This window comes from Phycisphaeraceae bacterium (assembly GCA_019636655.1).
Lineage (GTDB): Bacteria > Planctomycetota > Phycisphaerae > Phycisphaerales > UBA1924 > JAHBXB01.
The window spans coordinates 1,210,454-1,223,787 of sequence record JAHBXB010000001.1 but is presented as its reverse complement, the minus strand read 5'-3'; the positions used below and the strand labels follow the sequence as shown (position 1 = coordinate 1,223,787).

Sequence of the window (13,334 nt, the reverse complement as noted above, 5' to 3'; positions counted from 1 at the left end):
ACTTCATCGGAAGATCCAAGGAGTTTCCACATGGACGCGAAGCGGAAGTCGCTGATGGACGACATGCCGGAACCGGCGCAGAAGGCCAAAGTGTCCGGTGGCAAGAGCCTCTCCAATGCTGATAAAATGAAGGGTGGTATCGCGATCGCGGTGCTGATCATCGTCGGTGTTTGGCTTGCCTATTCCTTCGGGTTGATCGGGGGCGGGGACGATGGTCCGCGGGATACCGTAGGGGGTGTGGTCGCAACGCCCGAGGTGAGAGAAGAAATCGAGCGAGAGAAGCAGAAGATCCAGCAGCAGCAGCAGCGGATGATCGAGCGGGGCGCCGAGGTGGGCAGTTCCGGTTGATCCTTCTTATTGTGCGGCGCCGACCGCGGAGCCACCTATCGCGGCGCCGTAGGACTGCACGCACTTGGTCGCGGCCCCATCCCAGGTCAGTTTTCGGAGTTCAAAGGATCCGTGCTCGCGTAGGGTTTGGCTGAGCGGTGGGTGACGCAGCACGGCCACGATCTTGTTTGCCATCTCGTCGATGTCCCAGAAGTCGACCTTCAGGACGTGCGTCAGCACCTCCGACACGCCCGACTGCTTGGAGATGATCGCCGGTACGTCGTTGCGCATCGCCTCGAGCGGCGCGATGCCGAATGGCTCCGAAACGCTGGGCATCACATAACAATCGGCCATCCGGAAAATGCGGTCCACCTGCGGGCCGCGCAGGAACCCGGTGAAGAGCACGCGGTGTCCGATCCCCAGGTGGGCAGCCTCTTCGATCATCCGCACGGCCATGTCCCCCGATCCGGCGACGACGAACTTGGCCTCAGGCACCTTCTCCAGCACCCGCTTCGCGGCTCGGATGAAGTACTCGGGGCCTTTCTGCATGGTGATGCGGCCCAGAAACAGAACGATCTTGTCCTTCGAGGTCAGCCGGTCGGCCGAGTGAGGCTGGGCGGTTTCGGAGTCGATCCCGTTGTAGACGACATCGATCTTGCGCCCGTCCACACCGTAGCGATGGGCGCAGATCGATTTGGTCATCTCCGAGACCGCGATGACTCGCAGCGCGCCGTGCATCCCGCGGCGCTCGATGTCGTACACACGCTGATTGATGTGCTCGCCCGACCGGTCAAACTCCGTCGAGTGCACGTGCACGACCAGGGGCTTCCCGACCCGTTGGGCAAGGGCAAGACCAGCCGGGAACGTCATCCAGTCGTGGGCGTGGATCACATCGAACCGCTCGTTTCGGCACATCGCGTAGACCAGACGGGCGTACCGCTCGCTGTCGCCGACGACATCGCTCCCGTAGCCGGGCCCCGCGGCGCTCGAACCACCGCCGAGCGGGCCGAGGACGACCGAGTGGGGCGCCTCGGGCAGCGGCGCGGCCTCCACCCCCGATTCGCTTGCATGCTCGACCTCGCCGCTCGGTCCGATTCGGACGGCCTTTGAGCCTGGCGCCGTCGAACCAAAGGCCGGATAGGGGCTCGAGCGAGAAGCGGGCACCGCGTTGAACAGGGCGTGCTCAAAGCCGTTGATGCTGTGCCAACTGGGCGGTTCGTCGAACGGCGCGATCTGTGAGCCCGCGTCGTCGGGGTCGATGCTGGCGGTGTCGGAACCGGAACTCTCGCCCGGGCCATGCGGCCGAGCGCTGCTGCCGGTCGCGATCCGCACCGGCCCTGACGGGGAGATCAGCCGGATGTGCGACGACTTGGAGCGGTCAACCGCCCGTGGCAGCACGAACAGCACCTCGTGCCCCAGGCGATCCAGCGCCCGGGTAAGGCCGTAGCACGCGGTCCCAAGACCGCCGGCGATGAAGGGTGGAAACTCCCACCCGAGCATGAGGATGCGCATCCGAAACTCCCACTCGCGGGCGACGCCGCGGCCAATGTAGCCGATGGGGTCGTCGTCACTCAGGATAGACACGCCCGTCGGCGGCAAGACCACGCCGACACGCGGGAGTGTTACTCCTCCTCGGTCGAGTCCATGTCGCCCAGTCGGCGGAAGCACGCCTCGTACCCCAGCAGGAGCGTCGCCGCGGTCTCAATGTCCCGCGGCGAGACTGGGCCGGAGCCCTCCACCGGGAGCCTCGACCGGAACGTGAACAACTTATCCTCGCTCCGGTAGTGCTGGAACGCCGGAGCGGGTCCGGAGTAGTCCAGGTCGTCCAGTTCTTCTTTCAGCAGGTCGGCAAGGTCGTCGCCGGTGTGCACCAGATCGGCCTCGATCGACTGACTGAGCCAGCGGTCGGCGGTAACCAGCGACACCCACAGCGAGTTCTCGGCTGCGTCGAGGCGGTACTCGGCCGGCGCCGCGGACCCGGCGGCATGGCAGGTCAGCCGGTCCGGCGCGGCCTCCACGCCTCCAAAGACACCCGCGTCGCGTGCTCGCTCGGCCACCGCCCGGACAAGTTGGGAGAGGTACGCAGGGTCAACCCCGGGATGCGATGCGTTCGGTGCCACCATGGATTCCCGTCCGATGCCCCCGCCCCCGGCAAGGGTTCAAGGTTAGCCCCCGGTGCCTCGCTCGACACCGGGCCCGATGCTCCATATTCTCCTCGTCCGCTGGGCGAGCGGCCTGTCGATCGCCCACGCACACCGGCCCAGGTGGCGAAACTGGCAGACGCACTACCTTGAGGTGGTAGCGCCCGCAAGGGTATGGAGGTTCGAATCCTCTCCTGGGCATTTCGCGACGATTCCGACGTGCAGCCGGCAACTCCGGCGAGCGGAGTCGTGGGGAGCGGCGGCGGAATACCAGGGCTTCGTGACTCGCCAGGGAGCGCCACACCTCGGCGACCTGCTTGTGCCTAGCCCTAGACACCACAAGGTCTTCCGCGCACAATACCCCCGCATGCATCCGCGCCGTGGCATTGTTTTCGCAGCTGCCCTCTGGGCGGTGGTCTCCGTTGCGGGGACCGCCCCGGTCTTAGGAGGTGACCCGCCAGAGCAGGCGCCGGCGCCCGACGTTCCGGGATCGCTTCCTCCAGTTGCAGCGTCTCCGAAGGTCAGCGCCGACGAGACACCGGAGGCGACCGTCACGCTGCGGGACGGCCAGGTCATTACTGGGCTGCTCGTTGAGTCGGATTCACAGAAGGTCGTGCTCCGGGTCGGCGGCGTCAACATGACGATCGAGGCGTCGGCCATTGAGCGGTACAGGCTGGTGCCCCCGGTCATGGACCAGTACTTGGAGATGCGGCAGGCGGTTGGGGAGGATCCGAATCAGATCGTCCGGCTTGCGGAGTGGCTCAGGTCGCGGGAGAAGTACGAACTGGCCGTCACTGAGGTGGAGCGGGCTCTCACGATCAACCCCAACCACGCAGAGGGGCAGGAGCTGCGTCAGCTTCTGCAGAAGCAACTGGAACTCAAGCTCAAATCGCGTACGCCCGGTGCCCCGGTGGGGGCGCCTGGTTCGCCAGCCTCACGCAGCCCGGAATCCAGGCGGCTCCGCGATTTCCCCCTTCTGACCGAGCAGCAGATCAACCTCATCAAGGTGTACGAGGTTGACCTCCAGAACCCACCCCGACTGGTCATCAAACGCGAGACGATCGCCAAGCTGTTGCAGCAGAACGCGAGGAACCCGCTGGTTCCCGTGACCCAGGAGGGGCGCGACGCCATCTTCCGCATGGCCTCGAGGGATGTCCTCGAGTTGATGTTCCGTCTGCAGGCTCGCGACCTGTATTCGGAAGTCCAGGTGCTGGATCAGCCGGAGTCGATGCGGCAGTTCCGCGACCAGATCCACCGATCGTGGATCGTTTCCTCGTGCGCGACGACGGCGTGCCATGGCGGGTCGGAAGCGGGCCGACTTGCCCTCTATCCCGCCCGCCCCAACTCGGACGCGGCGGTGTACACCAACTTTCTCATTCTCGACCGATTCCGGCTTTCCGATGGCACGCCGCTGATCGACTACGACAATCCCGAGCGTTCCCCGCTGCTGCAACTGGCGGTAGCGAGGGAGAACTCGATCTACCCGCATGTCCAGGTGCCCCAGGGCGCCTCCGGAAGGGACGCGTATCGCCCGGTCTTCCGGACGACCGATGAGGCTCGGTTTAGGCAGGCGGCGCAGTGGATCGGATCGATGTTCCGGCCTAGGCCGGACTACCCGGTGGTTTACCCCCCGGGGGCCGGCCCGGTGCCCACCGCGAGCGTTCCGAATCCGGTGCCTCCGGTGGCGACCCCAGAACCTGCCCCGCCAGTCCCGCAACCGCCGCCCCGGTGACGGCGGATCGGTCCGTACGCCCGCACCCGCGCCGGGCGGCTGATCCGGCAAGAGGGGGGCACCGGAAAAGTTGCTACACTGGCACTCCCGCGGCGCCCTTGACAAGCGATCGCGGTCCCGCACAGGAATCGATTGATGCAAGCACTGCGTTCCGCCGCGAAAAACATCGCCCTTACGATTGCCGCCGGCGCGGCGGTTGCGTTGAGTTCATGCGGCCGGTCCGATGAGCCGGCGACGGCAATCCGGACCGCGACGACGGATATCAAGGCCGCGGCGGTCGGTGGCAGTGTCCCGGTTGGCGGAACATACACCAGCAGGGTCTACACCCAGGCGGTGTCCGACCTCAAGCCGGCAGTTGCCGATGGCTCCGCAGGCCAAGCCTCGGCTGCCAACCTGATCACGGCGCGGGCCCATGCCGGCGTCGGAGTCGTCAAGGCCGAGGAGGCCGCCGAAGCCATGCGCCGGGCGATGAGCCAGATGGCCGTCGTTCGCGCGGGCCGTCAGGCGTGGCTCGATCTCCAGGGCCTTGCTTCGTCGCTGGAGTTGTACGACCCCACCAAGGACATCCAGTCCTACGAAGCACAGATCAGCGAGAAATCGAAGGAGTCCGCGCAGGTCCAGGCGGAGCGAAAGGTCCTCGAGGACCAACTCGCTTCGCTGGAGAGCCGCATCCGTGAGGAGTTGGAGAAGGCCCGAGCCGAGCGAGAACTCGAAGCCGGGCTGCGCCGGCAGGCGGAGCTCGCCGGCGCCTCGCAGCGGGCGACGCTGATCGAGCAGGCCAACCGCCACAAGCGTACCGCCGACGGCTTTGAGAAGCAGGCGGCGATCTATCGCACAGACCAGGGGCTGCTCGCGCCGCAGGTCACGGAGTTCCAGGCGTCGCTTGACCGGCTGGCCACGCAGAGCCGCCTGCTCAACGAGGCCCGGAACGCGATCGTCCAGGCCAAGAAGAACAGCGACGAACGCGCCGCCGCGGCCCGGGCCGACGCGATCAAGGCAGCCCAGTCTGTCAACGCGGAACTGGCCGCCATTGCGAAGACACTCGAGCCCGTCGAACCGGCATCGAGCGCCGCTTCGCAGGCGTACGGCAAGGCGGCCGCCGCGGCGAAGCAGGCGGGCCAGAGCCCGGATATTGATCCAGAGGCCAAAACGGCGTCCCGTTTGGCAGCCGCATCGATGTTGCAGGCCCAGGGAGACGTCTTGGCCGCTCGCGCCCGCGGCCTGGAGGAGTTCGCCGCGCTGCTCGCAACCGTTGCGAACACACAGCCGCCGTTCCAGGAGGCCCCGGAGTACACCAAGAAGGCGACCGAGACTGCCAAGCAGGCGGCAGAGGCACGCGAGGCCGCGGCCAAGGCGTACCAGGATGCCAAGCAGGCGTTCGAGTCCGCCGGTGGCAAGCTCGATCAGGCTCGCCTTGCCCGCATTTCGGCCTCGCTAGAAGCACTGGCCCAGCCCGGTAGCATTGCCCCGCCCGACTGGCTGACGCTCAAGTCCGTCGGTGTCGCCGCGCCCGCCGCGCGATCGGCCGGGAGCCTGGAGGGGGATATCCGCGCTGTATTCGGTGAGATTTTCGAAGCGTCCAAGGCCGGACATTGGGACCGGTTGACCGACTTCATCGCGGCCGAATCCGCGGGTGAGCGGGCGGTGGTTGGCGCCTTGCAAGGGGTCGCCACCGGGTACGTGCAGCTCGATGCCGCCTGCCGCCAGAGGTTCGGTAAGGATCTGAAGACGATCCTCAGCGAATCCCAGAACCCGATAGTTGTGGGGATGATGGGGCAGTTTGGCGCTGCCGGGGGTGGCATGGGGGGGTTGGACCTGCAAGGCGTGACGGTCGATGACCTGCAGATCACCGTGGTCAGTGACACAGCCGCCAAGGTCGGCGTCGGGGGGGATGGACAGGACCTCGAAGTGGTCAAGGTGTCGGGCGCGTGGAAGCTGAGACTGCCGGCCGAGGCGCTCCAAGCCGTTGGGCCTATGGCCCCGATGATCGAGCCCATCGGTGCGGTCCTGACCGAGGCGGCCGCCGATGTGAACGCCGGCAAGTTCCAGAAGCCCGAGGCGTTGGTGAACGCCCTGACGCTCAAGATCATGTCACGGATGAACCCGTCCGGGGGTCCTGATGGCGGTTGACCGCCCGTGGGCGGCCGGTGTCCGTCAGCGATCGGGAGTTGACCTCTCCCGGCGGCACTGGTAGGTTTCATCCCCGTTGCCGCACGGCAGTGGGGCCTTCGTACTCGACGCTCGACGTGATCGTCAGGCCGGCAGCACAGCGTCGGCACCGTCGGGGCAGACCCCTGTGCTTGTTGAGCCTCAACGCATGACGACCGCCGCAGTCTCCACCCGTATTGCTCGCCGCCTGCCCACGGCATTCGCCCTTGCCGTCGTACTAAACGTGCCGGTCGCCCTGGCGCAGCCCTGCATCCCGTCCGAGATCGTTCAGAAAATCTCACTGACCGAGTCGGACCGTCAATCGATCCGCTCGTGCGTGAACACGATCAAGGACGGCCTCGCGGGCGACGACACCCAGGTCAGGCGGGCCCGGAGCGCAATCGTTGACCTGTTCCGGGCGCGGAATGCCAGTGTGGCCTTCCGCGTGGAACTGGGCCGGATGATTGAACCGGTGCTGGCGCCGCTGGTCGCAGACAAGCGAGAGCTTGTCGCCGCCAACGCGCTCCAGGTCGCCGGCGAGGTCGGGACCCAGGCGTGCCTCACGCTGGCGCTCCGCGCCATGGACGACCCCCGGCCGGCCGTGCGGTACGCCGCGGCGTACGCCTGCAAGCTCACGTTCGAGGGCCTGCGTGATCCGACCGGTGCGGCAGTCCAGGCCGCTGACGTGGCTCGTGCGCTCAGGGAGATCGCGGGCCGGATGGCGACAGAGAAGGACCCGCGGGTCCTCGAGGGTGATGTCCGGGCATTCGAGGCCGCCGTGTTCGTGCCCGAGGGCTCCGCGGCGACCGTGCGGGCGACGAGCGTCGCCGAGTTGGTCAAGGTGATGTCGTCCCTTGTCCTGAAGGCAAAGTCCGATGGCGTGGCGTCGATCGCCCCCGCGGCGGTCAGGGCAGGGCAGGTGCTCCGAAACGCCACGACCGGCGAGAAGATGGACGCCAACGAGCCGGCGATCTCCAGCGCCACGCTCCGCGAGATCGGTGGGTATGGGGGCGATCTGATGGCGGTCGCCAAGTGCAGACTGGCCGCCGGCGAGGTCTCGCCGGATGAGCGGTCGGCGCTGGAGGCCATGGTCCGCGCCGGCGTCAATGTCTACTTCTTCGCCAACTCCGCCCTTGGCGGCTCGTCCGGCCTTGATCGGCCGCTGGGCGACCTGATACGCGACGGGGACAGCGCCAACTTCGCCAAGCAGGTCGATGAGTACATCGGGGCCAATGGTGTGCTGACCAAGCCGCCCTTCGGTCTGCCAGCGGCCCGATTCGGCTGCTGAACCGCTCCCGACGTATCCTGCCAACGGAAATGGCCCGCCTGTTCATCCCATTGGCGATGCTTGCCGCGCTTCTCGCGGTGGTGGTGGCGACCGATCGGCCGCAACCCCGAGCCGACTTTGTCTTTGTGAGCCGGGGGGATGTCTCGACGCTCGACCCCCAGAGGATGTCCTGGATGCAGGATCTGCGGCTAGGCCGTCTCCTGTATGAAGGGCTGGTCCGGCCGGACGTCTTCACGTCGGATCAGCGGGTCGTCCCCGGGGTTGCGGAGCGGTGGGAGGTCTCCGAGGACGGCCTGACGTACACGTTTCATCTTCGCGACACGGCCCGCTGGTCCAACGGCGAGCCCGTGCGAGCCGGTGATTTCGTGTTCAGTTGGCGCCGCGCCCTGCTCCCCGATACCGGGTCCGACTATGTCAAGATGTTCGAAAACATCTCCGGCGCCGGGGCGTTTCTGGCTTGGCGCACGGATGCTCTGCGGGCGTTCGATCCTGCCCGCGACGATGCGGACAGGCTGTGGCGAGAGACATGCGATCGATTTGACCAAACGGTCGCGGTCAAGGCAATCGATGAGCGCACGTTGCAGGTCGGGTTGGCCCGGCGTGTGCCGTACTTTCTCGAGTTGTGCGGATTCCCCGTCTTCTCACCGGTGTACCCGCCGCTGCTTCAGGCCCATGAGGCTCCCGACCCACGCACCGGAAGGCTCGTGGCGACGCCGGGGTGGACCAAACCGAGAGAACTCGTAGGGAACGGACCGTTCATCCTGACACGCTGGCGGTTCAAGCGGGAGATCCGGTTCGAGCGCAGCCCGACCTACTGGAACCGCGACGAGATCAGCGTCGGCTCGATCTCGATGCCGACGATCGAGGATGCGAACGCCATGATCCTGGCGTTCGATGCCGGCGACGTGGACTGGGTCACCGATGTGACCATGCCATACCGCGGCGACATGCTGGCCGCCAGGCAGCATCTTCTGGAAGAAAACGCCTCGCTCGTCGCGCCGCTCGTCGCCCGCGGGGTTGATCCGATCGAGATCGATCGGTTGCTGCCGGCGGATCCGCGGCTGAACATCCACGCGTTTCCCACGTTCGGAACGTACTTCTACAACTTCAACTGCCGCCCGACGCTGCCCGATGGCCGGGTGAACCCCTTCGCGGATCCGCGCGTGCGCCGCGCGTTCGCGATGAGCGTGGACAAGCGACGGATTACCGACGAAATCCGCCGCCTTGGCGAGCCCGCCGCGTCAACGCTGATCCCGCCAGGAGCGATTCATGGGTACCTCTCGCCGACCGGGCTTCCCTACGACGTCCAGGCGGCAAGGCGGCTGCTCGCCGAGGCGGGGTACCCCGAGGGCAAGGGGTTTCCGAGCGTCGAACTGCTCTTCAATCGTGATGCCGGGCACGACGTAGTGGCCCAGGCGATTGCGCGCGACTGGCAGAGGGATCTTGGGGTCGCCGTGGTGTTGCGGCAGCGTGAGGTCGCGGTCTTCCGGGAGGACGTGAAGAAAGGAAACTTCATGATCTCTCGCGCCGCGTGGTACGGCGATTACCTTGATCCAACGACGTTTCTCGATGTCAACCGAACGGGTGATGGAAACAACGACCGGGGATACTCCAGCGGGCGGTTCGACGAACTCCTAGCCCGCGCCGAGCGCGAGCCGGATCCGCAGGCGAGGTACACCCTCCTGTCGGAGGCCGAGGCTGTCCTGGTGGAGGAAGACCTGCCGATCCTGCCAATCCATCACTACTCGCTGGTCTACCTCTTCGATGCGCACCGGGTGAGCGGTATTACGTCCCACCCGCGTCAGGATCAGGACCTGTCCCGGATCGACATACTCGGCGATTCAATCGGCCGCGAGAGGGCGTTGTCGCTTCCGGACCGGGGGAATCCATGATCGGGCTGATCGCTCGGCGTCTGCTGGCGCTTCCGCTCATTCTCGCGGCGGTGTACACGATCACGCTGATACTGGCGTGGAGCGTCCCGGGCAACCCGCTCGAACGACCAGAGGGGCGACGGCCGCCGCCCGAGGTCATCGAGATGATGCAGAAGCAATACAACCTCGACAGCTTCTGGGGCTTCTATCGGTCGTACCTGGCAAACGCATCCGGTGCGAGCTACCTCGCGCGGGCGGCCGCGGGAGGCCCACGCGGTGGGCCGGTGTTTGATCTCGGTCCGAGCCTGAACTACCCGGATTGGACGGTCAACGAGATCATCGGGTCCAGCCTGCCCGTGTCGATGTCGCTTGGAGCCGGCGCCATTCTGATCGCGCTCGTGCTGGGCGTCGGGGTCGGCGTTGTCGGCGCGGTGAGGCCCGGCTCCGCGGCAGACCACGCCACGCTCGCCCTTTCGCTCATCGGAATCAGCGTGCCGACGTTTGTCGTGGGGACGGTGCTCCTGCTTGTGTTCTGCGTGTGGATCCCGCTGTTCCCTGTGGCGAACTGGGGTCCCCGTGCCGCAGTCTTGCCGGCGCTGACTCTCAGCCTGCCGTTCGCCGCGTACATCGCCCGATTGACCCGCCTCGGCATGATCGAGGCTCTGTCGTCGGACTTCATCCGCACGGCTCGCGCGAAGGGACTTCCGGAGTCGCGGGTTGTCCTGCGCCACGCCCTCAAGAACGCGCTCCTGCCCGTGCTGAGTTTTCTTGGTCCCGCCGCGGCGGGCGCCATGACCGGGTCGTTTGTCGTCGAGAAGGTGTTCAGCGTCCCAGGCATGGGGCAGCACTTTGTCAACGCGGTGCTGAACAAGGACCTGTTTCTCATCATCGGCGTCGTGCTCGTATACGCGGTGATGCTGATTCTCTTCAACCTGATCGTCGACGTGCTGTACCGCTGGGTAGATCCTCGCATCGTGTAATCGGGGGAATACCGCGTGCGCCGGGGTGGTTGGTACGAAAACACAACCAGCCTGCAAGGAGCACGCCATGACGACTTCGAGCCACCCAGCCAAAGCGTCGCGTTCTGACGAGGCGGACCTGCGGAACGACCTTGACTCGATCAAGGGCGATCTTGTGCAACTCCGGGTCGATTTCAACGAACTGCTGCGGGACGCCTCGGGAGTGGTGAAGAGCCGCGTGCACTCCGCGGTCGACACCGCCGTCGCGGCTGGCAAGGAGAACGTTCACACCCTCGAGAAGCGGATCGAGGAACGTCCGCTCATGGCGGTCGGGATCGCCTTGGGCGTTGGCGCCCTGATTGGCTTCATGTTGCGGCGATAAGCGGTGCTCAAGACGCTGTCACAGTTTGTGGTGAGGGTCGCGGAGCTTGCCGAAGCCGAGGGGCGAACGCTGCGCCGGGCGGTCACCGAGTTGTGCGTTCTGTCTGTCCTTCTTCTTGGCATCGCCGTGCTCGTGCTCGCTGGCGTAGGGCTGATGCTGGCGGGGGCCTACATGGGGCTCCAGGCGGCCGTCGGCGCACCGTGGGCTTCGGTGATCGTCGGCGCCGCGTGTGTCGCTCTTTCAGGAGGAGTGTTGTGGGCGTTCCGGACCAGGCTCCACTAACTCTTGCCGAGGCCAAGGAACGGCTTCTGGCGACGGGTGATCAGCGCGGGACGCCGTTCCCGGCGCTTCGGGGCAGTTCGGCCATGGTGGCGGTCGGCGCAGCGGCGATCGGCGGGATCATCCTGGGCAGGATCGCCGGGCGGCGCGGGACGTATGGGCTGGTGCGGCGGATGGTGACCAGCCCGGCCGTGCTGGCGGTGGCGGTGCCGATCGTCCGTTCCGTCGTCTCGTCAATCCGCGATGCGGTCAACGAGCCGCGGTGAGGTTGGGGCGATGCGATCTACTGCGGTGACGGGGAGAGCGACGCCCCCTCCATCACGTCAAAGCTTACGAAGTCGCCGACCTGAAAGTCCGAGGCCTTCTGGCGTGGATCGGTCGGCGTGCAGTGAATCGGGAACCCCGCATTGACAACCACCGCGCCGGGGGTCACCGCGATGACGCTCCCCTGGACGCGGCGCGGGTGGCCGTAGACGGGCTCCACATAACGGCCGCCGGTGAGCACGGAATCAATCCGCCGGGCTCTCGCCTGGACCGTGCCGGAGACCCGCTTCCCGGGCTGGGCTGTGACGGCGCCGGTGGGCACGAGGTACGTGCGGTAGTCGGTGTTCGGGAACGAAACGATGGCGTACGCCGGCTTGGTGCCGGTGGCCTGCGTCAGGCCCTCAAAGACACCACGGGCGATCGTCGGGTCAATCTTGGTCGTTGGAGCGGGTTCGATCATGGACCAAGTGTAGTGGGGCTGATCCCACGGGCTCCGGCCTCGGACGTTGGCTCTGACCGCATGAAGTTCCGCAGGATCCGCGGGCCATCCTCGGTGAGGAAACTCTCGGGATGAAACTGAATGCCGTCGAGCGGCGCCAGACCCGGCCGGTCCCATCTCCGCCGCAAGCCCATGATCAGCCGCCGTCCCGGGTCCCGCCCATCCATCCACGCCGAGACCTCCCAGCCGTGGCCGACCGTGCTCTCATCGACAATCAGAGAGTGGTACCTGGCCGCGACACATCGGTCGTGGATCCCATCAAACAAGCCGCGTCCGTCGTGCCGCACGACGCCGGTATGTCCATGGACGGGCTCGTCCGCCCGAACCACTGCCATGCCAAACGCCGCGGCGATGCACTGGTGGCCGAGGCAGACCCCGAGGATCGGTACCCGCCCGGCGAGCGAATGGATGACATCGACGCTCAATCCGGCCTCGGCGGGGGTGCACGGGCCCGGAGAAATAACGATGTGGGTCGGCTCCATCTTCGCGGCGGTGCGGGCATCAATGCGGTCGCAGCGCACGACTCGGACATCCTCGTCCGGCGAGGCGGCAGCGAGCCCGTGGACGAGGTTGAACGTGAAGCTGTCGTAGTTGTCGATGACCAGGATCACGGCGAACCGTAGGGCATTGCCCGAAGGGCTACGCCGCGATCGTGCCGGCGACGCCGTCCCGAGTGACGTAAAAGAACGTCTCGGTGATCGGGTATGGAAGCCGGCGGTAGTCCTGTCGGACGCGGCCGCGGAGCCGCTCGACGAAGGGGCCGGGCCCGGGGGAGAGCGCGACAAACATATCGCGGGCCGGTGTTGCGACCAGGAAATCGCCGCCCAGTCGCGGCGCCAGCCGCTTGTAGAGGTCGGTCATCAGGAGCCGGGCGGCGTCGTAGCCGTCCTGTTCGGCGACGATCGCCGCTCGGCCGCCCTCGCGGCTCTCGACCAGTTGCAGCTCGAGCTCGGGGGAGTAGGTGTCGAGGTTGGACTTGGCGATCTCCTCGAGGTCCTCCGGAGTCGTGCGCCACTTGATCAGCTGCTCGGTCGTGACGCTGACGGTCATGTGCGGCAGGTCGATCACGAACACGACGACCGTGCCGTTGACGAAGGGCACGTGCGCAACCTGCTCGCGATTCAGGTGGTTAAAGATCGATTCGGGCTGGATCCGGGGCATGATGCGTGGCCGCGCAAAGTCGAACGCCACACTGGTGAGGCCGACCCCTTCGCCGGAGAAGAGCTGGTCGAGGTAGTGCTCGACGATCTCGCGGCCACGATCAGGGTCGTGGTTCACCAAGCGATACAGGTTGTCCAGATCAAGCCGGCGGCCGTCCACGATCAGTTCGCGGGGACCGACGATCTCGACGGCGTGCTCGGGCTGCAACCGGCGCAGCATGAACGCCACTTGCTCGGCGAACGCTTCTGGCTCTCGCGGCATCCCGGACATCAGTCTTGATCCT

14 protein-coding genes and 1 tRNA gene are annotated in these 13,334 nt (G+C 66.4%); 10 read left to right on the top strand and 5 right to left on the bottom strand.

Features of this window, described 5'->3' with window-relative positions; translation table 11 throughout:
- The first annotated feature begins 30 nt into the window (after positions 1 to 30).
- Positions 31 to 348: a hypothetical protein gene (locus KF745_05175; protein ID MBX3357802.1), complete on the top strand. Its 318-nt coding sequence runs from the start codon at positions 31 to 33 to the stop codon at positions 346 to 348.
- A gap of 6 nt (positions 349 to 354) precedes the next feature.
- Here KF745_05175 and KF745_05170 read toward each other — a convergent pair whose 3' ends face one another.
- Both KF745_05170 and KF745_05165 read right to left on the bottom strand, forming a co-directional pair.
- The gene (locus tag KF745_05170; GenBank protein ID MBX3357801.1) at positions 355 to 1,932 is read right to left on the bottom strand and encodes a glycosyltransferase; all 1,578 of its coding nucleotides are present in this window, start codon (positions 1,930 to 1,932) and stop codon (positions 355 to 357) included.
- A 17-nt stretch (positions 1,933 to 1,949) separates the two neighbouring features.
- Positions 1,950 to 2,450 (bottom strand): hypothetical protein, encoded by a 501-nt coding sequence (locus tag KF745_05165; GenBank protein ID MBX3357800.1) that lies wholly within the window; start codon positions 2,448 to 2,450, stop codon positions 1,950 to 1,952.
- A 135-nt stretch (positions 2,451 to 2,585) separates the two neighbouring features.
- On the opposite strand from KF745_05165, the gene KF745_05160 reads away from it, so the two are divergent.
- The 9 genes from KF745_05160 to KF745_05120 all read left to right on the top strand — a co-directional run bounded on the left by KF745_05160 (position 2,586) and on the right by KF745_05120 (position 11,393).
- Positions 2,586 to 2,669, top strand: a tRNA-Leu gene (locus KF745_05160).
- Positions 2,670 to 2,835: 166 nt separating this feature from the next.
- Entirely contained in the window at positions 2,836 to 4,200 is a 1,365-nt protein-coding gene (locus tag KF745_05155; protein ID MBX3357799.1) for a hypothetical protein, read from the top strand.
- 135 nt (positions 4,201 to 4,335) lie between these two features.
- Positions 4,336 to 6,330, top strand: coding sequence for a hypothetical protein (locus KF745_05150; protein MBX3357798.1), 1,995 nt, complete (start codon positions 4,336 to 4,338; stop codon positions 6,328 to 6,330).
- A gap of 187 nt (positions 6,331 to 6,517) precedes the next feature.
- Positions 6,518 to 7,636: a hypothetical protein gene (locus KF745_05145; GenBank protein MBX3357797.1), complete on the top strand. Its 1,119-nt coding sequence runs from the start codon at positions 6,518 to 6,520 to the stop codon at positions 7,634 to 7,636.
- A gap of 29 nt (positions 7,637 to 7,665) precedes the next feature.
- The gene (locus KF745_05140) at positions 7,666 to 9,528 is read left to right on the top strand and encodes a peptide ABC transporter substrate-binding protein (protein ID MBX3357796.1); all 1,863 of its coding nucleotides are present in this window, start codon (positions 7,666 to 7,668) and stop codon (positions 9,526 to 9,528) included.
- Positions 9,525 to 10,487, top strand: coding sequence for an ABC transporter permease (locus KF745_05135; GenBank protein MBX3357795.1), 963 nt, complete (start codon positions 9,525 to 9,527; stop codon positions 10,485 to 10,487). The genes KF745_05140 and KF745_05135 overlap by 4 nt, the downstream gene beginning before the upstream one ends.
- A 67-nt stretch (positions 10,488 to 10,554) precedes the next feature.
- Positions 10,555 to 10,848, top strand: coding sequence for a DUF883 family protein (locus tag KF745_05130; protein MBX3357794.1), 294 nt, complete (start codon positions 10,555 to 10,557; stop codon positions 10,846 to 10,848).
- Positions 10,849 to 10,851: 3 nt separating this feature from the next.
- On the top strand, positions 10,852 to 11,130 hold the full coding sequence (locus KF745_05125) for a hypothetical protein (GenBank protein MBX3357793.1): 279 nt from the start codon (positions 10,852 to 10,854) through the stop codon (positions 11,128 to 11,130).
- Positions 11,103 to 11,393 (top strand): hypothetical protein, encoded by a 291-nt coding sequence (locus KF745_05120; protein ID MBX3357792.1) that lies wholly within the window; start codon positions 11,103 to 11,105, stop codon positions 11,391 to 11,393. Before KF745_05125 ends, KF745_05120 begins: the two co-directional genes overlap by 28 nt.
- Positions 11,394 to 11,410: 17 nt before the next feature.
- Here KF745_05120 and KF745_05115 read toward each other — a convergent pair whose 3' ends face one another.
- From KF745_05115 to KF745_05105, 3 genes are read right to left on the bottom strand one after another with little or no spacing between them, the layout of a single operon-like run.
- Entirely contained in the window at positions 11,411 to 11,851 is a 441-nt protein-coding gene (locus tag KF745_05115; GenBank protein ID MBX3357791.1) for a hypothetical protein, read from the bottom strand.
- Positions 11,848 to 12,501 (bottom strand): aminodeoxychorismate/anthranilate synthase component II, encoded by a 654-nt coding sequence (locus KF745_05110; protein ID MBX3357790.1) that lies wholly within the window; start codon positions 12,499 to 12,501, stop codon positions 11,848 to 11,850. The genes KF745_05115 and KF745_05110 overlap by 4 nt, the downstream gene beginning before the upstream one ends.
- Positions 12,502 to 12,529: 28 nt before the next feature.
- Complete coding sequence (locus KF745_05105; GenBank protein MBX3357789.1) at positions 12,530 to 13,321, bottom strand: DUF1444 family protein; 792 nt, start codon at positions 13,319 to 13,321, stop codon at positions 12,530 to 12,532.
- Positions 13,322 to 13,334 lie beyond the last annotated feature (13 nt).

Excerpts from the sequence above, each read along its gene's own strand:
- KF745_05175 (MBX3357802.1), top strand. The coding sequence starts at position 31 with ATGGACGCGAAGCGGAAGTCGCTGATGGACGACATGCCGGAACCGGCG.
- KF745_05165 (MBX3357800.1), bottom strand. The coding sequence starts at position 2,450 with ATGGTGGCACCGAACGCATCGCATCCCGGGGTTGACCCTGCGTACCTC.
- KF745_05155 (MBX3357799.1), top strand. The coding sequence starts at position 2,836 with ATGCATCCGCGCCGTGGCATTGTTTTCGCAGCTGCCCTCTGGGCGGTG.
- KF745_05150 (MBX3357798.1), top strand. The coding sequence starts at position 4,336 with ATGCAAGCACTGCGTTCCGCCGCGAAAAACATCGCCCTTACGATTGCC.
- KF745_05145 (MBX3357797.1), top strand. The coding sequence starts at position 6,518 with ATGACGACCGCCGCAGTCTCCACCCGTATTGCTCGCCGCCTGCCCACG.
- KF745_05140 (MBX3357796.1), top strand. The coding sequence starts at position 7,666 with ATGGCCCGCCTGTTCATCCCATTGGCGATGCTTGCCGCGCTTCTCGCG.
- KF745_05135 (MBX3357795.1), top strand. The coding sequence starts at position 9,525 with ATGATCGGGCTGATCGCTCGGCGTCTGCTGGCGCTTCCGCTCATTCTC.
- KF745_05130 (MBX3357794.1), top strand. The coding sequence starts at position 10,555 with ATGACGACTTCGAGCCACCCAGCCAAAGCGTCGCGTTCTGACGAGGCG.
- KF745_05115 (MBX3357791.1), bottom strand. The coding sequence starts at position 11,851 with ATGATCGAACCCGCTCCAACGACCAAGATTGACCCGACGATCGCCCGT.
- KF745_05105 (MBX3357789.1), bottom strand. The coding sequence starts at position 13,321 with ATGTCCGGGATGCCGCGAGAGCCAGAAGCGTTCGCCGAGCAAGTGGCG.